Source organism: Streptomyces sp. NBC_00490 (genome assembly GCF_036013645.1).
Taxonomy (GTDB): domain Bacteria; phylum Actinomycetota; class Actinomycetes; order Streptomycetales; family Streptomycetaceae; genus Streptomyces; species Streptomyces canus_F.
The window spans coordinates 4240920-4259424 of sequence record NZ_CP107869.1 but is presented as its reverse complement, the minus strand read 5'-3'; the positions used below and the strand labels follow the sequence as shown (position 1 = coordinate 4259424).

18 protein-coding genes and 1 tRNA gene are annotated in these 18505 nt (G+C 70.7%); 10 read left to right on the top strand and 9 right to left on the bottom strand.

Annotated elements, in window-relative coordinates:
* Positions 1 to 51 precede the first annotated feature (51 nt).
* The 6 genes from OG381_RS19175 to OG381_RS19150 all read left to right on the top strand — a co-directional run bounded on the left by OG381_RS19175 (position 52) and on the right by OG381_RS19150 (position 6021).
* Complete coding sequence (locus OG381_RS19175) at positions 52 to 1341, top strand: peptidoglycan-binding protein (RefSeq protein WP_327717307.1); 1290 nt, start codon at positions 52 to 54, stop codon at positions 1339 to 1341.
* 64 nt (positions 1342 to 1405) lie between these two features.
* Complete coding sequence (locus OG381_RS19170) at positions 1406 to 2545, top strand: SPFH domain-containing protein (RefSeq protein ID WP_327717306.1); 1140 nt, start codon at positions 1406 to 1408, stop codon at positions 2543 to 2545.
* Positions 2546 to 2643: 98 nt separating this feature from the next.
* On the top strand, positions 2644 to 3249 hold the full coding sequence (locus OG381_RS19165) for a lytic polysaccharide monooxygenase auxiliary activity family 9 protein (protein WP_327717305.1): 606 nt from the start codon (positions 2644 to 2646) through the stop codon (positions 3247 to 3249).
* Positions 3250 to 3307: 58 nt separating this feature from the next.
* Positions 3308 to 3715: a DUF3592 domain-containing protein gene (locus OG381_RS19160; RefSeq protein ID WP_327717304.1), complete on the top strand. Its 408-nt coding sequence runs from the start codon at positions 3308 to 3310 to the stop codon at positions 3713 to 3715.
* A 76-nt stretch (positions 3716 to 3791) separates the two neighbouring features.
* Positions 3792 to 4307, top strand: coding sequence for a DUF3592 domain-containing protein (locus tag OG381_RS19155; RefSeq protein ID WP_327722503.1), 516 nt, complete (start codon positions 3792 to 3794; stop codon positions 4305 to 4307).
* A 64-nt stretch (positions 4308 to 4371) separates the two neighbouring features.
* Entirely contained in the window at positions 4372 to 6021 is a 1650-nt protein-coding gene (locus OG381_RS19150) for an AMP-binding protein (protein ID WP_327717303.1), read from the top strand.
* 373 nt (positions 6022 to 6394) lie between these two features.
* Here OG381_RS19150 and OG381_RS19145 read toward each other — a convergent pair.
* The 6 genes from OG381_RS19145 to ehuB all read right to left on the bottom strand — a co-directional run bounded on the left by OG381_RS19145 (position 6395) and on the right by ehuB (position 10602).
* Positions 6395 to 6468, bottom strand: a tRNA-Lys gene (locus tag OG381_RS19145).
* 96 nt (positions 6469 to 6564) lie between these two features.
* Entirely contained in the window at positions 6565 to 7323 is a 759-nt protein-coding gene (locus OG381_RS19140; protein ID WP_307030224.1) for an IclR family transcriptional regulator, read from the bottom strand.
* 205 nt (positions 7324 to 7528) lie between these two features.
* The gene (gene ehuA, locus OG381_RS19135) at positions 7529 to 8290 is read right to left on the bottom strand and encodes an ectoine/hydroxyectoine ABC transporter ATP-binding protein EhuA (protein ID WP_327722502.1); all 762 of its coding nucleotides are present in this window, start codon (positions 8288 to 8290) and stop codon (positions 7529 to 7531) included.
* 19 nt (positions 8291 to 8309) lie between these two features.
* Positions 8310 to 8960 (bottom strand): ectoine/hydroxyectoine ABC transporter permease subunit EhuD, encoded by a 651-nt coding sequence (gene ehuD, locus OG381_RS19130; protein WP_327717302.1) that lies wholly within the window; start codon positions 8958 to 8960, stop codon positions 8310 to 8312.
* Positions 8957 to 9676, bottom strand: coding sequence for an ectoine/hydroxyectoine ABC transporter permease subunit EhuC (gene ehuC, locus OG381_RS19125; protein ID WP_327717301.1), 720 nt, complete (start codon positions 9674 to 9676; stop codon positions 8957 to 8959). The genes ehuD and ehuC overlap by 4 nt, the downstream gene beginning before the upstream one ends.
* Positions 9673 to 10602, bottom strand: a complete 930-nt coding sequence (ehuB, locus tag OG381_RS19120; protein ID WP_443061911.1) for an ectoine/hydroxyectoine ABC transporter substrate-binding protein EhuB — start codon at positions 10600 to 10602, stop codon at positions 9673 to 9675. The genes ehuC and ehuB overlap by 4 nt, the downstream gene beginning before the upstream one ends.
* Before the next feature lie 96 nt (positions 10603 to 10698).
* Between ehuB and OG381_RS19115 the strand changes: the two genes are divergently transcribed.
* Positions 10699 to 11193: a DUF3830 family protein gene (locus tag OG381_RS19115; RefSeq protein ID WP_327717299.1), complete on the top strand. Its 495-nt coding sequence runs from the start codon at positions 10699 to 10701 to the stop codon at positions 11191 to 11193.
* Here OG381_RS19115 and OG381_RS19110 read toward each other — a convergent pair.
* Both OG381_RS19110 and OG381_RS19105 read right to left on the bottom strand, forming a co-directional pair.
* Complete coding sequence (locus OG381_RS19110) at positions 11174 to 12559, bottom strand: amidase (protein WP_327717298.1); 1386 nt, start codon at positions 12557 to 12559, stop codon at positions 11174 to 11176. The genes OG381_RS19115 and OG381_RS19110 overlap by 20 nt on opposite strands.
* A 32-nt stretch (positions 12560 to 12591) precedes the next feature.
* Entirely contained in the window at positions 12592 to 13539 is a 948-nt protein-coding gene (locus tag OG381_RS19105; protein ID WP_327717297.1) for a D-2-hydroxyacid dehydrogenase, read from the bottom strand.
* Between the two features lie 132 nt (positions 13540 to 13671).
* On the opposite strand from OG381_RS19105, the gene OG381_RS19100 reads away from it, so the two are divergent.
* The 3 genes from OG381_RS19100 to OG381_RS19090 all read left to right on the top strand — a co-directional run bounded on the left by OG381_RS19100 (position 13672) and on the right by OG381_RS19090 (position 16505).
* On the top strand, positions 13672 to 14472 hold the full coding sequence (locus OG381_RS19100; protein WP_327722501.1) for a maleate cis-trans isomerase family protein: 801 nt from the start codon (positions 13672 to 13674) through the stop codon (positions 14470 to 14472).
* Positions 14469 to 15200 (top strand): maleate cis-trans isomerase family protein, encoded by a 732-nt coding sequence (locus tag OG381_RS19095; RefSeq protein ID WP_327717296.1) that lies wholly within the window; start codon positions 14469 to 14471, stop codon positions 15198 to 15200. The genes OG381_RS19100 and OG381_RS19095 overlap by 4 nt, the downstream gene beginning before the upstream one ends.
* A gap of 216 nt (positions 15201 to 15416) precedes the next feature.
* A complete protein-coding gene (locus tag OG381_RS19090; RefSeq protein ID WP_327717295.1) occupies positions 15417 to 16505 on the top strand; it encodes an LLM class flavin-dependent oxidoreductase in 1089 nt (362 codons plus the stop codon).
* Here OG381_RS19090 and OG381_RS19085 read toward each other — a convergent pair.
* The gene (locus tag OG381_RS19085) at positions 16484 to 18301 is read right to left on the bottom strand and encodes a putative bifunctional diguanylate cyclase/phosphodiesterase (protein ID WP_327717294.1); all 1818 of its coding nucleotides are present in this window, start codon (positions 18299 to 18301) and stop codon (positions 16484 to 16486) included. The genes OG381_RS19090 and OG381_RS19085 overlap by 22 nt on opposite strands.
* Between the last annotated feature and the right edge of the window lie 204 nt (positions 18302 to 18505).

Sequence of the window (18505 nt, the reverse complement as noted above, 5' to 3'; positions counted from 1 at the left end):
CGCATGGAGGCTCCGGGATTCAAGGAACCGGTATTCGAGGAATTCGATCCCATGAGCGACTGCGACTGCCCCGGATGTGTTCACTGGCGGCGCGTACTGCCGCCTTCCCGCACCGGCCGCCACCCGGCGGCCCACCCCGCGGCCCACCGGGCGGTCGTGCTCGCCGCGGCCGCCTCCACCGTCCTCGTCGGCCACGCCGCCCCCGCCCTCGCCGCCCCGCACACCCCCGCCCGTCCCGGCGTTCCCGCAGGTGACGAGCCCGACACCCCGCAGGGCGGCAAGGCCCCGCTGCACGGCCCGGGCGGCAAGCCGGCGGTGATCAGGACACCGGCCACCACCCGTGCCGAGATCATCACGCGGGCCAAGACCTGGGTCGCCGAGCAGGTCCCGTACAGCATGTCCGAGTACTGGTCCGACGGTTACCGGCAGGACTGCTCGGGCTTCGTCTCGATGGCCTGGAACCTGCCGGGCAACGAATGGACGGGCAGCCTCGACCAGTACGGGGTGAAGATCCCCAAGGACGATCTCCAGCCCGGCGACATCCTGCTGTTCCACAATCCCGCGGACCCCCAGAAGGGCTCGCACGTGGTCATGTTCGGCGGCTGGACGGACTACACGCACACCTACTACATCGCCTACGAGGAGACCCGCCCGCGCGCCCGCAAGCAGGCCACCCCGTACGCGTACTGGAGCAACTCGGCCCGCTACACCGCCTACCGCTACAAGGGGCTGACGGCGGGCACGCCGGGCAGCGACAAGCCGAACGAGCCGAGCGAGCCGTCGCCGACGGAGGCCGCCCCGTACCCCGGCGCCGCCTACTTCGGCCCCGGGGCCAACAACAAGTACGTCACCGAGCTGGGCCGCATGCTCGTCGAGCGCGGCGCCGGGCGCTACTACACCTCGGGCCCGGGCCCCCGCTGGACGGACACCGACCGCCGCGCCACCCGGGCCTTCCAGCAGGCACAGGGCTGGCAGGGCCGGGACGCGGACGGGCTGCCGGGGCCGCAGACCTGGACGCTGCTGGCGACGGGCCAGGGCAAGGACATCAACGAGACCGGGGCGGCCGCGCCCGCCGCACCGGGGCCACCCTCCTCGCACGGGGTGTCCGGCTATCCGGGGCGCGCGGTGTTCCGGCCCGGCGTCAGCAGCAAGTACGTCACCCTGCTCGGAAAGCAGCTGGTGAAGAAGGGGTTCGGCAAGTACTACACAACCGGCCCCGGTCCGCGCTGGGGCGAGGCGGACCGCCGGGCCGTGGAGGCCTTCCAGCGCACCCAGGGCTGGCGGGGCGGCGCGGCGGACGGCTATCCGGGGCCGGAGACCTGGCGGCGGCTGTTCGCGTAGGCCGCCGTCCCGCACCAACCCATCCACTGTCATGACGTTTCTGGCGCGGAGGCTGGAGGCACGCATGAGCACGACCACGTCCCACACCCCCTCATCGACACCGGAACCCGAAGGGCCTGCCGAGACAGTCACCGCGTCCCGGCCCGCCCGGCTCATCCAGAACGAGGTGACCACCGAGATCCCCGTCCACCTGCTCTTCCGTGACGAGCCGGACCCGGCACCGGTGCCGCTGGGCCCCGCGATCGTGGGGCGCCGGCAGGGCACCGGCGAGCAGCCGCGCTTCCGGCGCCCGCTACCGGCCGGACCGCGCCCCGCGGCCCAGGTCGACCCGGACCTCGTGGAGCGGCCCGCGCGGGTGCTGCCCGGCTCGGCGGGCGTGCTCGCCGGGATCTGCGGGATGGCCGGATGCGTGACCGCCTCGTGGTGGGCGGGCGTGCTCTCGCCGCTCGCCGTGGAGGCGCTGCGGCTGCCGGAGTACGCCGGCGCCGGGCTCGGTCCCGCCCAGTGGGCCGCGTACGCCGGGGCCGGCGCCCTGAGCCTGTTCGGCTTCGGCGGGCTGGCGCGCGGGCGGACCGGACGGGCCTGGGTGCTCGGCCTCTTCGGCCGCTACCGGGGCACGGTCCGGCGCACCGGCCTGATGTGGGTCAACCCGCTGCTGCTGCGCCGCCGGGTCGATGTCCGGCTGCGGCACTGGCGCGGCGAGCCGATGCCGGCCGCCGACGGCAACGGGGTCGCGCTGCGGGTCGTCGTCCTCGTGGTGTGGCGGGTGCGGGACACCGCGCGGGCCACGCTGGGGGTCGAGGACCACGAGACGTATCTGCGCGAGTGCGTGGAGGCGGCGCTGGCGCGGGTGCCGGTGGAGCCGCCGGGCTCGGCGCGGGTGTCGGTGGACTCGGCGACGGACGCGCTGACCCGGCTGGTGGCGGCGGACGCGGGGCCGGTCGGCCTGGAGGTGTTCTCGGTGCAGCCGGTACGCGTCGAGTACGCCCCGGAGGTCGCCCCCGCGATGCACCGCCGCCGGATCGCCGCGCTGGACGCCCAGCACCGGTCGAGCGTGCTGACGTCGGTCGTGGACTCGGTGGAGGACACGGTGACCCGGCTGACCATGCGGGGCCTGGTGGAACTGGACGACTACGAACGCAAGGCGCTGGTCAAGGACTTGACGGTGGCGTTCTGCGCGGGACGCGGGGAGACGGGGCAGTGATTGGTCTGGACATGCTCAAGTAACGGCAATAATCTGGGACTTGGTCTAGACCTGCACGGCTCACTGAACTTCCCCCACGTTCTCCAGGGAGCGGCAGCATGCGCAAAAAGACCAAGTGGTACGCCGCCGTGCTGGGCCTCAGCGCGGCCGGAGCCCTCGTACTCTCCTCCGGCGGCGCGAGCGGACACGGCTACACCGACCTCCCCGTCAGCCGGCAGAAGCTCTGTCAGAACGGCACCGTGACCAACTGCGGCGACATCCAGTGGGAGCCGCAGAGTGTGGAGGGCCCCAAGGGCTTCCCCGGGTCCGGCCCGGCCGACGGGACGATCTGCAGCGGCGGTAACAGCCGGTTCAGCCAGCTCAGCTCGCCTAAGACCCCCTCGGGCGGCGCCTGGCCCACCACCAGGGTGACGGGCGGTCAGAGCTACACCTTCCGCTGGCAGTTCACCGCACGCCACGCCACCACGGACTTCAAGTACTACGTCACGAAGGCGGGCTGGAACCAGAGCCACAACCTCGCCCGCTCCGACCTCAACCTGACCCCGTTCCTCACGGTCCCGTACAACAGCCAGCAGCCCCCGGCCACCCTCTCCCACAGCGGCACCCTGCCGTCGGGCCTGAGCGGCCACCACGTGATCCTCGCGGTATGGACGGTCGCGGACACCGGCAACGCGTTCTACGCCTGCTCGGACGTCACCTTCTGACCGAACTGATCAACTCCGGTAGGGTCCGCGTTCCGTGAATCCCTACTTCAACATAGTGATGCCCCTGATGATCGCCCTCCTGGTCTGGGGCGGGTACGCACTCGTACGCCGGACCAGGGAGCGGCGAGCCGCCTGGGAGAGCGGACTGACCGCCCGGGCACGGGTGGTGCGCGCCTGGGCCACGACCCAGATGGTCAACAACGTGGCCCGGCGCGTGCAGTGGCACGAGTACGACTACACCACCGGCGACGGCCTCGCGGTCCGCTTCAAGGAGAGCGGCGGCCCCCGGGACCGCGCCGGCGGCGAGGAGGTCCTCGTGTACTACACGCCCGCGGACCCCGAGAAGGCCACCGCTTCCGAGCCGCAGCCAGGCAAGGACACGGCGGGCATGGTGTTCGGACTGTTCTTCATCGGGGCGGCCGTCATCGCGATCCTGTACGCCTGGACGACCGTGCCGGAACTCTGAGCCTTACTTGAGACAGTCCGGTGCTCCCGGCGGGTACGTTCCCTCCACGATCAGTACTTTGACCGGGGGAAGCACCATGGACGTCGTCTTCTACCTCGTACCCAGCCTCATGCTGGCCGGAGTTCTCTACCTCTCCTACCGGGTGCTGCGGCGCTCGCTGCAGATCCGCAGTGCCTGGAACAGCGGGCTGACGGCCGAGGGGCGCTGTCTGCGGGTGTTCACGACGATGCACGGCGGCGGTGGCGACTCGTCCGTGAGCACCACGCTGCACCATGTCTACGAGTTCACCGCCCGCGACGGCCGCACGGTCCGCTTCGAGGAGGAGAACGGGCCGGCGACCAACGTCGAGGGCGACTTCGTCACCATCCACTACGCCGAGGGCCAGAACGTGGTCGCCACGGCCAAGCCGCCGCAGCGTGGCAGGCTGGCGGCGTCCACCGTGGGCATCCTGGCGTTCCTCGGGGTGTTCGTGGTGTTCTGCGTCGGCTTCATGGTCACGTTCCACGCGATGTCCGACGAGTTCGGCTTCGGCGACGATGTCGACGACACCACCAACACCGTCGTCGTGGACGGCGTGACGCTGACCCCGTGAGCTCGTGACCCCATGACCTCACGGGTCTCCACATCTGACGGTCCATCAACTACCGTGCGCCGCCATGGAGTCCAACAGGCGCAGGGTCGCGGAACTCGTCGCCGCCCGGTGGGACGACCACCGGCCGGGGCTGTGGTTCGAGGAACGGACCCTCACCCATCACCAGGTCGCGGCCGCCGCCGCGGCCCGGGCGGCGCTGCTGACCGACTCGCTGCCGCCGGGCGCCCATATCGGCGTCCTCCTCGACAACACCCCTGAATACCCCCTCTGGTTGAGCGCGGCCGCCCTCGCCCGCGCCGCCGTCGCCGGCATCAACCCCACCCGCCGCGGCCCCGAACTGGCCCGCGACATCCTGCACACCGAATGCCGCGTCCTGGTCACCGAGCCGGCCCAGCTGCCACTGCTGGAGGGCCTCGAACTGCCGGGCGTCCGGGTGCTGGTGACCGGCACGGAGGAGTACGAGGCCGTCCTCGCGCCGTACGCCGACGCCCGACCGGACGCCGCCGCCGCCACCCCGGACGACCGCCTCCTCCTGTACTTCACCTCGGGCTCCACCGGCGCCCCCAAGGCCGCGATCTGCACACAGGGCCGACTGGCCGCCGCGGGGCGCGCGCTGGCCGACCAGTTCGGGGTCGGGCCCGACGACGTCCACTACATCTGCATGCCGATGTTCCACGGCAACGCGGTGATCGCCGACTGGGCCCCCGCGCTCGCGGCCGGGGCGGGGGTCGCGCTGCGGCGGCGGTTCTCGGCGTCGGGGTTCCTGGCGGACGTACGGCGCTACCGGGCGACGTACTTCACGTATGTGGGCCGGGCCGTGCAGTACCTCCTGGCCACCCCGGAGCGCGACGACGACCGGGACAATCCGCTCCGCGTGGGCTTCGGCACCGAGGCCGGGGCCGTGGACGCCGCGGCCTTCGAGCGGCGGTTCGGGGTGCGGCTGGTGGAGGGGTACGGGTCCTCGGAGGGCGGGGCGGCCGTGCAGTGGTCGCCGGGCACGCCGTCCGGTGCCGTCGGACGGGCGGGGCCCGGGCTCGTCGTCCTCGATCCGGAGTCGCGCAAGGAGTGCCCGGCGGCCCTCTTCGACGCGGCCGGGCGGCTGCTCAACGGCGACGAGGCGATCGGGGAGCTGGTCAACCAGGGCCCGAACCCCTTCGAGGGGTACTGGCGGAATCCGGAGGCGGAGGGGGAGCGGCGGCGGGACGGCTGGTACTGGACGGGGGATTTGTTCTGCCGGGACTCCGACGGCTACCTCTATTTCGCGGGCCGCACGGACGACCGGCTGCGCGTCGACAGCGAGAACCTGGCCGCCGCGATGATCGAGAACATCCTGGCGCGATACGAGGGTGCCGGCTCCGTCGCCGTCTACGCGGTGCCGGACCCGGTGACCGGGGACCAGGTGATGGCGGCGATCGCCGGGAGCTTCGAACCGGAGCGGTTCGCCGCGTTTCTGGCCGCGCAGCCCGACCTCGGGACGAAGATGGCGCCCCGGTTCGTCCGGGTCCTGGACCGGATGCCGGTCACGGCGACGAACAAGATCCACCGCGCCCTGCTGCGCAGAGAAGGCTTCCGCTGCACCGACCCGGTCTGGTGGCGCCCACCAGGCGAACGGACCTACCGGAAACTGACCCCCCAAGACATCGAAGGACCCCTCGCTCCCACGAGAGGCCCTTCTGAAGTGCGCCGCCAGGGACTCGAACCCCGGACCCGCTGATGCTGCATCCCCCGGGGCACAACCCCCGGACCCCCGGCCGCCCCTCGCGCACCCCCAGCATGCCGAAGGGCCCCTCGCTCCCACGAGAGGCCCTTCTGAAGTGCGCCGCCAGGGACTCGAACCCCGGACCCGCTGATGCTGCATCCCCCGGGGGACAACCCCCGGACCCCCGGCCGCCCCTCGCGTACCCCCAGCATGCCGAAGGGCCCCTCGCTCCCACGAGAGGCCCTTCTGAAGTGCGCCGCCAGGGACTCGAACCCCGGACCCGCTGATGCTGCATCCCCCGGGGGACAACCCCCGGACCCCCGGCCGCCCCTCGCGTACCCCCAGCATGCCGAAGGGCCCCTCGCTCCCACGAGAGGCCCTTCTGAAGTGCGCCGCCAGGGACTCGAACCCCGGACCCGCTGATTAAGAGTCAGCTGCTCTAACCAACTGAGCTAGCGGCGCATGACTCTCGCCAGCTGCATTTTCTTGCCTCGCGGCTGGCGACGAAGAAAATAGTACCCGGTCCTGGGGCGTGCTTCTGACCACCGGTGGGGGGCCTCAGATGGCGAGGCTGAGCAGTACCGGGGCCGCGTTCCTGTTCAGGGCGTCCGCCGCCTGGCGGAGCCGGTGGGCGTGCTCGACGGGGAGGGAGAGGGCCAGGCAGCCCACCGATGAGCCCGCGGTGATCGGGACGGCCGCGCAGACCGTGCCCACCGCGTACTCCTGGAGGTCGAGGTGGGGCACCGTCGGCGGCTGGGACTCCAGGCGGGACAGCAGGAGCTTGTCGCTGGTGATGGTCCGCGAGGTGAGGCGGGCCATCTTGTGCCGGGAGAGGTGGTCGCGGCGGCTGTTGTTGTCCAGCTGGCCCAGCAGACTCTTGCCGAGCGCGGTGGCGTGGGCGGAGTAGCGGAAGTCGACCCACTCGTTGACCACCGGGGTCGTGGGCCCGTCCGCGTACTGGGTGATGGTGACCTCGCCGTCCACGTAACGGCTGAGATAGACGGCAGCGCCGACCGAGTCGCGCAGCCGGTCCAGCGTGCGCTGGAGCGTCTCGCGCAAGGCCTGCTCACGGTCGTGCGCGGAACCGAGACGGGTCAGCGCGTCCCCCGTGACGTACGCGCCGTCGGCGACCTGCTCGACGTAGCCCTCGCGGCGCAGCATCAGCAGGAGCGTGGTCAGGCGCTCCGGGTCGATGTCGGTCTGCTTGGCGAGCTCGGTATCGGTGACTCCGGTGGTGTGCCGCGCCACGGCCTCCAGGACGCGCAGCGCGTCCTGGGCCGAGTGGTTCGGCGCGGTCGGCTCGTGCTTCAGCGCCACGGTCTTCCCCCTGCGCTCAGTCGCTCTACAACTGGGGCCGTAATCCGGACAGCTAATCCTCTCCACGATAACGGGCAAGAGGCTTGAAGTGAGGGCCTGTTGACGATATTCCATCCCTCTCAGCAGCGGCGCTGGCCCGTTGGCATATGCCAAAGTCATGCCCCATCGACGGGACCTCGCACATCGGGCCCTTCACTTCTTGTAGTCAGAGCACCGCGCTGAGAAATTCCCGTGTCCGGTCCTTCGCCGGCTCGCTGAAGATCTGCTCCGGCGGACCGGACTCGATGATCCGCCCGGAGTCGAACATCAGGACCTGGTCCGAGATGTCCCGGGCGAAATTCATCTCGTGGGTCACACAGAGCATCGTGATGTCGGTGGTGTGGGCGATGTCCCGGAGCACGTCCAGGACGCCCGCGACCAGCTCCGGGTCCAGCGCGGAGGTCACCTCGTCCAGCAGCAGCACCTTCGGCCGCATCGCCAGCGCCCGCGCGATCGCCACCCGCTGCTGCTGGCCGCCGGAGAGCTGGGAGGGGCGGGCGTCGCGCTTGTCGGCCAGGCCCACCAGGTCGAGCAGCTCGAGCGCGCGCGCCTCCGCCTCGTCCTTGGACATGCCGAGCACGGTGACGGGCGCCTCGGTGATGTTCCTGAGCGCCGACATGTTCGGGAACAGGTTGAACTGCTGGAACACCATGCCTATCTGCTTGCGGATCTCGCGGACCTGCTTCTCCGGCGCGGGGAACAGCTGCTGCCCGTCGACGGTGATGATCCCCTCGTCGGGCTTGGTCAGCGTCATCAGCAGCCGCAGGATCGTGGTCTTGCCCGATCCGGAGGGCCCGATGAGGGTGACGTGCTTGCCGGCCTCGACGGAGAAGTCCAGATGGTCCAGGACGGTGTTGTCCCCGAACCGCTTGGTGACCTGCTCCAGGCGGATCAGCTCGCCGCCGGGCCGCTTGTCGGCGGGGTTCATGTCGGGGGTCTGCTCGATGTCAGTGGACAAGACGACGCTCCAGGGCTCGCACGAGGAGGGAGGCCAGATAGGCGATGAGGATGAAGGCCACGCCGATCACGGTCAGCGGCTCGGTGAACTGGAAGTGCTCCTGGGAGAAGAGCCGCGCCTGTCCGAGCATGTCAAGGACGGTGATCGCCATCAGCAGCGGCGTGTCCTTCAGCATGGCGATGACGTAGTTGCCGAGCGCGGGGACGACCCGGCGGATCGCCTGCGGCAGGATCACCACCCGCCACGTCCTGGTCACCGGCAGGTTCAGTGCCGTCGCGGCCTCCCACTGGCCGACGGGCACCGCCTCGATGCCGGCCCGGTAGACCTGCATCGTGTACGTCGAGTAGTGCAGGCCGATCGCGAAGACGCCGGTGGTCAGCGCCGAGAACGTCAGACCCCACTCGGGCAGTACGTAGAAGAGGAAGAACAGCTGCACCAGCAGCGGGGTGTTCCGGATGAACTCGGTGACCGCGCCCACCGGCCAGGTCACCCACCGGGTCGGCGCCCGCATCAGCAGCGCCCACACCAGGCCCAGCACGAAGGAGATCACCGAGCCCAGCGCCAGCGCCTGCAGGGTGACCAGCAGGCCGTCCCAGAACTGCGGCATGAAGTCGCCGACCGCTCCCCAGTCCCACTTCACGCGACACCACCTCCGACGCCCGTCGTCTCGGCCCGCTTCAGCTCATGTGCGGTCACCCCGCGCTCCGGTTCCTTGCCGACGCCCGACTTCAGCTTCTTCTCCAGGCCACGCATCAGGCGGGTCAGAGCGAAGGCGATCACGAAGTAGATGACCAGCAGATACGTGTAGATCTCCTGGCTCTCCTGAAGCGCCAGCCGCACCAGGTTGCCGCTGAACGCCAGGTCGCTCATGCCGATGATCGACACCAGCGCGGTGCCCTTGAGCAGCTCGATCAGCAGGTTGGAGAACGGCGGGATCATCTCCGGCACCGCCTGCGGCAGCAGGATCAGCCTGAGCCGCTGCCAGGGCGTGAAGCTGAGCGCGATCCCGCCCTCCTTCTGCGCCGGGTCGACCGCGCTCAGGGCGCCGCGCACGATCTCCGAGCCGTACGCGCCGTAGGTGAGCCCGAGCGCCAGCGTGCCCGCCCACATCGGCACCAGCTGCCAGCCGAAGGAGATCGGCAGCACGAAGTACACCCAGAAGATCATGATGAGCGCCGAGGTCCCGCGGAACACCTCGGTGTAGAAGCCGGCGAGGAAGCGCACGATCCACAGTCGATGGGTGCGCGCGACACCGACGACGAACGAGACGGCGGCCGCCAGCAGGGCGCTGAAGACGAGCAGTTGGACGGTCGTCCACACGCCCTTGAGTACGAGTTCACACAGTCCGGTGGTCATCCGCCGCACAGCTCCTTCGCGGTGAGGTCGGTCATCTCGGCCTCGGTGAACCCGAAGGGCCGCAGGATCCGGAACAGCTCCCCGCTCTTCTTCAGCTTCCGCAGCTCCACGTTGAAGGCGTCCCGCAGCTTCGTCTCGGTCAGCCGGAACGCGAACGCGCCCCCGTCGACATGCGGCTTGCCGTCCACCAGGGGCGCGAAGGCCTTGGTGGCCTCGGTCTTGGCGGACTTCTTGACGACCTCGCGGGTGGTGAGCGCGGTACCGGCGAAGACATCGGCCCGCCCGGACTCGACGGCGTTCAGCCCCGCGACCTGGTCGGGGACGATGAGGATGTCGCTCTCCTTGTACCCCGCGTCGACGGCGTACTGGATCTCGGCATACCCGGTCCCGGTGGCGAACCTGGCCTTCTTCTCGACGACGTCCTTGTAGTCGTGCAGCCCCTTGGGATTGCCCTTGCGCACGATGAACGAATCGAGCATCTGATAGTCCGGGTCGGCGAAGATGACCTGGTCACAGCGCTCGGGATTCACATACATCCCGGCGGCGACCACATCGAACTGCTGTGAGTTCAGCCCCGGAATGAGCGACCCGAACTCGGTGGGCACGGGCTGTACCCGGTCGACCCCCAGCCGCTTGAAGACGGCCTTCGCGAGCTCGGGCGCCTCGCCGGTCAGCTCGCCGTCCTTGTCGATGTAGCCGAAGGGGATCTCGCCGGCGATTCCCAGCCGTACGACACCTGCCGCCCTGAGGCGTTCGAGCAGATCACCGCCGTCCGTCGTGGACGCCGTGGCCACCCGCGAGCAGCCCGCGGCCCCCAGCGCACCGAGCGCCGCCACCCCCGCGAGCAGCGATCGGCGAGTGGTTCCGGGCGTGCTTCTGTCGGTCCGAACGTCGTTTCGAATGTCGTTTCGTATCGGTGGAGCCATGGCGGCGCGGCTACCCGACCGGATGCGACTTATGCCGACCGATTCGAGCCCGATCCTGACCGAGGCGCCCTTGACCGGCGGGGGACCATGGAACGTATGGCTGACCGCTACATCGAAGTCTCGCTGGTCAAGCGGGGGATCACCGGTACGGCAAAGCTGCTGGACGATCGTGCGCCGATCACCTGCGCGGCCGTCTGGGATTCCCTCCCGCTGGCCGGCGACGTCTATCACGCGAAATATGCCCGCAATGAGATCTATGCCCTTTTCCCGCCCTTCGCGGAATCGGAGCCGCCCCTGGAAAATCCGACAGTCACCCCCATTCCTGGAGATCTCTGCTATTTCTCCTTCGCGGGTACGGAACTGGGCACCAAGTCCTACGGCTACGACCGCGAGGTCCGCGCGGGCACGACGGTGGTCGACCTGGCCCTCTTCTACGAGCGCAACAACCTGCTCCTCAACGGCGACGTGGGCTGGGTGCCCGGCATCGTCTGGGGAGAGGTGGTGGAGGGGCTGGCGGAGCTGGCCGAGGCGTGCAACGACCTCTGGCGGTCAGGGGCGTCGGGGGAGACGCTCAGCTTCCGGAGGGTGTGACCGCGTCCAGCGCATGAGCCGCCCGTAGCACCAGATCGTCCCGGTGCCGGGCGGCCACGATCTGGAGCCCCACCGGCAGTCCGTCGCCGTCCACCCCCACCGGGACCGACGCGGCCGGCTGCTGGGTCATGTTGAAGGGGTACGTGAACGGAGTCCACCCCGTCCACCGCCGATGTCCCGAGCCCTTCGGCACCTCCGCGCCCGCCTCGAAAGCCGTGATCGGCACCGTGGGCGTCACCAGCAGGTCGTACGACGCGTGGAAACGGCCCATCCGGCGCCCGAGGTCCATGCGGACGTCGACCGCGGCGAGATAGTCCAGCGCGCTGTACCGCGCCCCGAGCCCGCAGATCTCCCGCAGCCCCGGATCGAGCAACTCCCGCTGATACGGCCCGAAATGCTGGGTCACCCGGGCCGCCCCGCTGAACCACAGGGTGTGGAAGGCGTCCACCGGGTCGGTGAGGTCGGGGTCGGTCTCCTCGACATACGCGCCGAGCCGGGCCAGCCGTTCCACCGCCCGCCGCACCGCCGCCGAGACCCCCGGCTGCACCCGCACCTGTCCGCCGAGGGAAGGGGAGTAGGCGATCCGCAGACCCCGTACGCCTTCCCGCAGAACGCCCTGGTGGGAAACGGCACTTGGTCCCATTCCCGACCAGTCCCGCGCGTCCGGCGCCCCGATGACGTCCAGCATCAGCGCCGCGTCGGCCGTGTCCCGCGTCATCGGCCCCACATGCGCCAACGTGCCGAACGCGCTCGCCGGATACAGCGGCACCCGCCCGTACGTCGGTTTCAGCGCGAAGATCCCGCAGAAGGCCGCCGGGATGCGCACACTGCCACCCCCGTCCGTGCCCAGCGCCAGCGGGCCCGCGCCGAGCGCCACGGCCGCCGCCGCGCCGCCGCTGGAACCGCCCGCGGTGCGTGAGGGGTCGTGCGGGTTGCGGGTGACCCCGGACAGCGGCGAGTCCGTGACACCCTTCCAGCCGAACTCGGGCGTCGTCGTCTTGCCCAGGAACACCGCGCCGTGCTCACGCAGCCGGGCCACGGAGGGCGCGTCCTCGTCCCAACGGCCCTTCTCCGACAGCGCCTTGGAGCCCTTCAGAGTCGGGGCGCCCCGCATCAGCAGGATGTCCTTCACCGTGACCGGCACCCCGTCGACCAGCCCCGCGGGCTCACCGCGCCGCCAGCGGTCCGCCGACTCCCGGGCCTGCGCGAGCGCCTCCTCGGCGGTGATCCGAACGAACGCGTTCACCTCCGGTTGGATCCGCTCGGCCCGCTCCAGGGCCGCCCGGGTCACCTCGACGGGGCTGAACTCGCCCTTGCGGTAACCGTCGACGAGCTGTACTGCGGTCAGTTCGGTGAGCTCCGTCATCCGCCCCTCCGGCTCTCTGTGACGTGGCGCCGTCAGTGCCCCGGTACGTATCCGCGCTTCTTGTCGACCACGTTCAGCAGTGGCTTGCCCGCCGCCCAGCGGTCGTACAACTCCAGGAACTGCGAGCCGAGTTCCTCCCGCCAGCCGATCGTGTCGCCGCTCATGTGCGGGGACACGATCAGATCCGGGACCTGCCACAACGGGCTGTCGGGGCCGAGGGGTTCGTCCGCGAAGACATCCAGCGCCGCACCCGCGATCCACCGCTTGCGCAGCGCGTCCGCCAGGTCGTCCTCGACGACGAGCCGGCCACGCCCGACGTTCACGAACCGCGCCGACGGCTGCATCACCCCGAACCGCCGCGAGTCGAACATCCCGTCCGTCTGCTCGGTCAACGGCGCCGCCGCGATCACCCAGTCCGCGCGGGCGATCAGCCGGTCCAGGTCGCCCGGACCGTGGATGCCGGTGCGCGGGGTACGGCCGACGACGGCCGTGGTGATCTCAAGTGCCTTGAGCGTGCGGGCGATCGTCCGCCCGATGGGCCCCGACCCGACGATCACCGCCCGCGTCCCCGCCACCCGCCGCGACTCCCGGTGCCGCCACACACCCTCCCGCTGGAAGTCCAGCGTCCGGGGCAGATCCTTCGCCATCGCGAGAACGAGAGCGGCGACGTACTCCGCGATGGGCTGGTCGAAGACACCGCGCGCATTGGTCACCACCGTGTCGGACGCGGCGAGTTCGGGGCACATCAGATGGTCCACACCCGCACTCGCCGTGTGCACCCAGCGTGGCCGGGGCCCCTCACCCGGCCAGGCCGCGCGCACGGCGTGGGAGGTGAAGTCCCAGACCAGCAGGACATCGGCGTACGGCAGCCGCTCGGCCAGCGCCGACGCGTCCGTGTGCTCGACGCGGGCGCGGCCGGTGAGACTGCCGAGGCGGGGGAGGGGATCGGCGTCCAGGACGAGAAGGGTGGGGGCGGTCATCCGAAGCCGTTCCTCCACAGGCGTCTGACATGCGCGGATTGACCACGCTCGCACCCGAACCTACCTTCGTCAACACGGGCGCGCGTACGGTCCGTTGTCCCCCCGTCTCTCACCGTGAGGCCGGTGCCTGCCATGGACCTCTCCTTTCTTGGTGGACCGCGCCCCCAGCGCGGTGTAGGTGTCGTCGCTCCCTTCGACTTCGCGCTGGACCGCGAGCTGTGGCGCTGGGTCCCCGACGAGGTGTCGCTCCATCTGACCCGCACGCCGTACGTCCCCGTCGAGGTCAGCCTCGACCTGGCCCGTCTCGTCAGCGAGCACGAGACACTGCACGACGCGGTACGCACCCTGAACGCCATCACGCCCGAGGTCGTCGCCTACGCCTGCACCTCCGGCAGCTTCGTCGGCGGGGTCGCCGGGGAGCGGGCGATGTGCGAGGCGATGACGAGGGCGGGCGCGGTCCCGTCCGTGACCACTTCCGGCGCACTTCTGGAGGCGCTGATCGACCTCGGCGTACACCGGGTCGCCCTGGTGACGCCGTACACCGTGTCGGTGACCCGGGCCCTGGAGGAGTACGTCGCCGAGGCGGGCATCGCGGTCACCGGCTGCGCCTTCATGGGCCTGACCAGGCACATCTGGAAGGTCCCGTACCGGGAGGTCGTCGCCATGGCCCACAAGGCCGTCCGCCACAGCGCCGACGCCCTGTTCATCAGCTGCACCAACCTCCCGACCTACGACGTCATCCCGCAACTGGAGGCGGAACTGCGCATCCCGGTGATCTCGGCCAACCAGGTCACGATGTGGGCGGCGCTGCGCCGACTGGGTACCCGGGCAGTGGGGCCGTACCAGGCGCTGGTCGATCCGGCGGCACGGTCCGGCCCCGTGTTCCCGCAAGAGAAGCAGCCGAAAGAAGAGCAGCAGGAAGGCTGGTCATGACCGCACTCGGATTTCTCTACCCCGGCCACTCCGCCGAGGACGACTATCCGCGCATCGAGCAGCTCCTGGGCAGCGACGTCCGCCTCGACGTGGTCCACACCGACATCGGCGAGGACGCCCACCGTCCCGACGCCCTGCGCCGCATGGGCTCCGCCGAACGGCTCGCGGCAGGTGTCGAGCAACTGCGCATGGCGGGCGCCGAGTCCGTGGTGTGGGCCTGCACCAGCGGCAGTTTCGTCTACGGCTGGGAGGGCGCCCACGAGCAGGTGCGCAGCCTCGCCCTTACGGCGGGCCTGCCGGCCTCCTCCACCTCCTTCGCCTTCGTGCACGCGGCCCGGGAGGTCGGGGCACACCGGGTCGCGGTCGGGGCGACCTACCCGGACGACGTGGCGGCACTGTTCGCGGAGTTCCTGCGGGCGGGCGGCCTGGAGGTCACCGGTGTGAAGGGCGCCGGGATCGTCACGGCGGCCGAGGTCGGCACCTGGGGCGAGAAGGAGGTCTTCGCCCTGGCGAGGTCGGCCGACACACCCGACGCGGACGTGATCCTCCTCCCGGACACGGCCCTGCACACCGCCGCCCACCTCCCCGCCCTGGAGAAGGAACTCGGCAAACCGGTCCTCACCGCCAACCAGGTCACAGTCTGGGAGGGCCTACGCCTGACCGACCGCAGGGTCAACGCCCCGACCCTGGGCTCCCTGTTCACCAAGGAGCCGATCGTCCAGGTGTAGGACGCGACCCCGCTCCTCGAACGCCGGACGGGCTGACCAACCAGCCCGTCCGGCGTTTGAGGACGAGGCCCCTTCAGGGCCGAAGCGGGGGTCTGGGGGCGGCAGCCCCCAGGGACGGGGATGGGTAGGGGCGGCGGGGGCGAAGGAATAACCGGAGCCACCCTCCTGTTACACGCCGAAGGACAGCGCACGGCACCCACCACAGGAGGCACCACAGTGACGGCAGACGAGATTCGGGGAACGATCCACGGCACCGCCCCCGTCCCCCTGTCCGTACTGGACCTGGTCACCGTAGGTGCCGGCCGCACCGCCACGGACGCCCTGCGCACCAGCGTCGACCTGGCCAAACTGACGGAGTCCCGCGGCTTCCACCGCTACTGGGTCGCCGAACACCACTCCATGCCCGGCGTCGCCTCCTCGTCCCCCGCCGTGATCCTCGCCCACCTCGCCGCCCACACCACCCGCATCCGCCTCGGCTCGGGCGGCGTCATGCTGCCCAACCACGCCCCGCTGGTGATCGCGGAGCAGTTCGGCACCCTGGAGGCGATGGCCCCGGGCCGCGTGGACCTCGGCCTCGGCCGCGCCCCCGGCACCGACGGCGCCACGGCAGCGGCCCTGCGCCGCACGAACACGCTCAACGAGGGCGCCGACGACTTCCCCGAGCAGCTCGTCGAGCTGACCCGCTTCCTGGACGACGACTTCCCCGACGGTCACCCCTACCGCCGTATCCACGCGGTCCCCGGCCCCATCCAGTCGACGTCCCCCGGCGGCGTCCAGTCCCCGCACCGCCCCCCGATCTGGCTCCTCGGCTCCTCCGGCTTCAGCGCCCGCCTCGCCGCCACCCTCGGCCTGCCGTTCGCCTTCGCCCACCACTTCTCGGCGCAGAACACCGTCCCGGCCCTGGACCTCTACCGCGAGTCCTTCCGCCCGAGCGCGGTCCTGAAGGAGCCGTACGCCCTCATCGGCGTCTCCGCCCTCGCCACGGACGACGAGAAGGAGGCCCGCCGCCAGGTCCTCGCCGCGAGCCTCAACATGGTCCGCCTGCGCACCGGCCGCCCGGGCCTGGTCCCCACCCCCGAAGAGGCCGAGGCCTACGACTTCAGCCCGATGGAACGCGACTTCATCACGTCCTGGAACGCCAACGTCATCCACGGCTCGGTGGACGAGGTCCGCGCCGGCCTGGACGACCTCCAGAAGCGCACGGGCGCCGACGAGCTCATGCTCACCTCCCACGCCCACAGCGCGGAGCTGCGGCTGCGCAGCTACGAACTGATCGCCGACGCCTACGGGTTGCCGGCGGTCTGACCGCTCATCAACTCGGAGATACGATCCGGCGCCACCGGCCGCGAGTACAGCCACCCCTGGCCGGTGTCGCAGCCGATGCGGCGCAGCCGGGAGGCCTGGGCCGAGGTCTCGACGCACTCCGCGGTGACGGTCAGCCCCAGCCGGTGGGCCAGCTGGATCATCGCCTCCACCACGACCTCGTCGGCCGGGTTGGGCGGGGCGCCCGTCCCCTCGTACTGGAAGCCCCGCACGAAGGAGCCGTCCAGCTTCAGGACCGCGACCGGGAGACGGCTGAGGTAGGCGAGGTTGGAGTAGCCGGTGCCGAAGTCGTCGATGGCGATGTGGACGCCCATGTCGCTGAGGGCCTGGAGCGCCTGGAGGGGGCGGCCGGCCGAGCCCATGACCGCCGACTCCGTGAGCTCCAGCTGCAGCAGGCCCGGGGCCAGGCCCGTCTCCGCGAGGATCTCGGCGACGTCCTCGACGAGGTCGGAGTCCCAGACCTGGCGGACCGCGACGTTCACGCTGACGAAGATCGGCGGCTCACCGGGGTGGTCCAGCTGCCACTGCCGCGCCTGGCGGCAGGCGGTGGCCAGCACCCAGCGGCCGAGCTGAACGATCGAACCGTCCTCCTCGGCCAATCCGATGAACCGATTCGGCGTCAGCATGCCGAACTGCGGGTGGTTCCAGCGGACCAGCGCCTCGACGCCCCGCAGACGGCCGTCCTCCATGCCGACCAGTGGCTGGTACTCGAGCGTGAACTCACCGCGCTCGATGGCCGGCCGGAGCGTGGAGGCGAGCGCCTGGCGGGTCATCCGGTGGGCGTTGCGCTCCGGGTCGAAGAGCGTCCAGCGGGCCTTGCCGTCGGCCTTCGCCCAGTACAGCGTCGTGTCGGCGGCCTGGACCAGGGCGGTGGGGGTGGTGCCGGCCGCGTGCCGTTCCACGACGCCGATCGACGCGGAGACCGAGAGCCGGCGCCCGGAGATGTCGAAGGGCGCCTGGATCGCCTTCAGTACGGCCTCGGCCAGGTCCGCCAGCTGGTCGGTGCCGGTGGAGTCCTCGACGAGCAGGGCGAATTCGTCGCCGCCCAGTCGGGCCACCAGTGGCGCGCTGCCGCGGGTGAGGCCCGCCTCGTCGGCGCAGCGGGTCAGCCGTTCCGCCACCGCCGCCAGCAGCCGGTCGCCGACCCGGTGGCCGAGGGTGTCGTTGATCGCCTTGAAGCCGTCGAGGTCGAGATAGCAGAGCCCGATCCGCCCGGTGCCGCCCTGCGCGTACGACTCCACCTCCAGCGCGGCCGACAGGCGCTCGAAGAACAGGGTCCGGTTGGGCAGCCGGGTCACCGGATCGTGCATCTGCAAGTGCCGCAGCCGGGCCTGGAGTTCGCGCTGTGTGCTGATGTCGGCGAGGGACAGCAGCACACCGGGCTCACCCGTGCCCAGCGGCGCCACCGTCACCTGCACCCATACGGACTGGCCGTCCGGGTGCTTGAGCCGGCGGGTGCACCGCAGCCTGGCCTGCCGGCCGCGCAGCACTTCCTGGTACGCGTGCCAGGTCCGCGCGTCCGAGGCCAGATCCACCAGCTCGGCGGCGACCTGCCCGGCCAGCGCCTCGGGCACGCTGCCGAGGAGTTCGCCCAGCGTCTCGTTGGCGCCGACGACCAGACCCTCGCGGTCCACGACGGCCATGGCCAGCGGCGCGGCCGCGAACGCCGATTGGTACGTCGGGGGTTCTGTACGAGGAGACGCACTGAAGTCACTGTCCGTGACGACCGCCCGGTCGAGATCTGCCGCGGGCGCCGGCCCTTCGGAGGTTCCGCTCACCGTTCGCTCCCGCAGTGCACTCGATCTCTGTCCGTGCAGGAAAGTGTGCCGATCATAGAGGCTGGCCCCCACCCCTTCCAGCCACCGTCCGGTGTCCCGGAACAACCGGCCCTTCTGGCAGATCGTTTCTGCCCGCACCTGGACGGCTTGTTGGGGCGCCCGACCAGGTGTGACGTTCCGTGAGCGATTCGGGGTGTCGCTTCT

Coding starts and splice junctions, on each gene's coding strand:
- OG381_RS19175 (WP_327717307.1), top strand. CDS start 52: ATGAGCGACTGCGACTGCCCCGGATGTGTTCACTGGCGGCGCGTACTG.
- OG381_RS19170 (WP_327717306.1), top strand. CDS start 1,406: ATGAGCACGACCACGTCCCACACCCCCTCATCGACACCGGAACCCGAA.
- OG381_RS19165 (WP_327717305.1), top strand. CDS start 2,644: ATGCGCAAAAAGACCAAGTGGTACGCCGCCGTGCTGGGCCTCAGCGCG.
- OG381_RS19160 (WP_327717304.1), top strand. CDS start 3,308: ATGCCCCTGATGATCGCCCTCCTGGTCTGGGGCGGGTACGCACTCGTA.
- OG381_RS19155 (WP_327722503.1), top strand. CDS start 3,792: ATGGACGTCGTCTTCTACCTCGTACCCAGCCTCATGCTGGCCGGAGTT.
- OG381_RS19150 (WP_327717303.1), top strand. CDS start 4,372: ATGGAGTCCAACAGGCGCAGGGTCGCGGAACTCGTCGCCGCCCGGTGG.
- ehuA (WP_327722502.1), bottom strand. CDS start 8,290: ATGAACCCCGCCGACAAGCGGCCCGGCGGCGAGCTGATCCGCCTGGAG.
- ehuC (WP_327717301.1), bottom strand. CDS start 9,676: ATGACCACCGGACTGTGTGAACTCGTACTCAAGGGCGTGTGGACGACC.
- ehuB (WP_443061911.1), bottom strand. CDS start 10,602: ATGGCTCCACCGATACGAAACGACATTCGAAACGACGTTCGGACCGAC.
- OG381_RS19115 (WP_327717299.1), top strand. CDS start 10,699: ATGGCTGACCGCTACATCGAAGTCTCGCTGGTCAAGCGGGGGATCACC.
- OG381_RS19110 (WP_327717298.1), bottom strand. CDS start 12,559: ATGACGGAGCTCACCGAACTGACCGCAGTACAGCTCGTCGACGGTTAC.
- OG381_RS19105 (WP_327717297.1), bottom strand. CDS start 13,539: ATGACCGCCCCCACCCTTCTCGTCCTGGACGCCGATCCCCTCCCCCGC.
- OG381_RS19100 (WP_327722501.1), top strand. CDS start 13,672: ATGGACCTCTCCTTTCTTGGTGGACCGCGCCCCCAGCGCGGTGTAGGT.
- OG381_RS19095 (WP_327717296.1), top strand. CDS start 14,469: ATGACCGCACTCGGATTTCTCTACCCCGGCCACTCCGCCGAGGACGAC.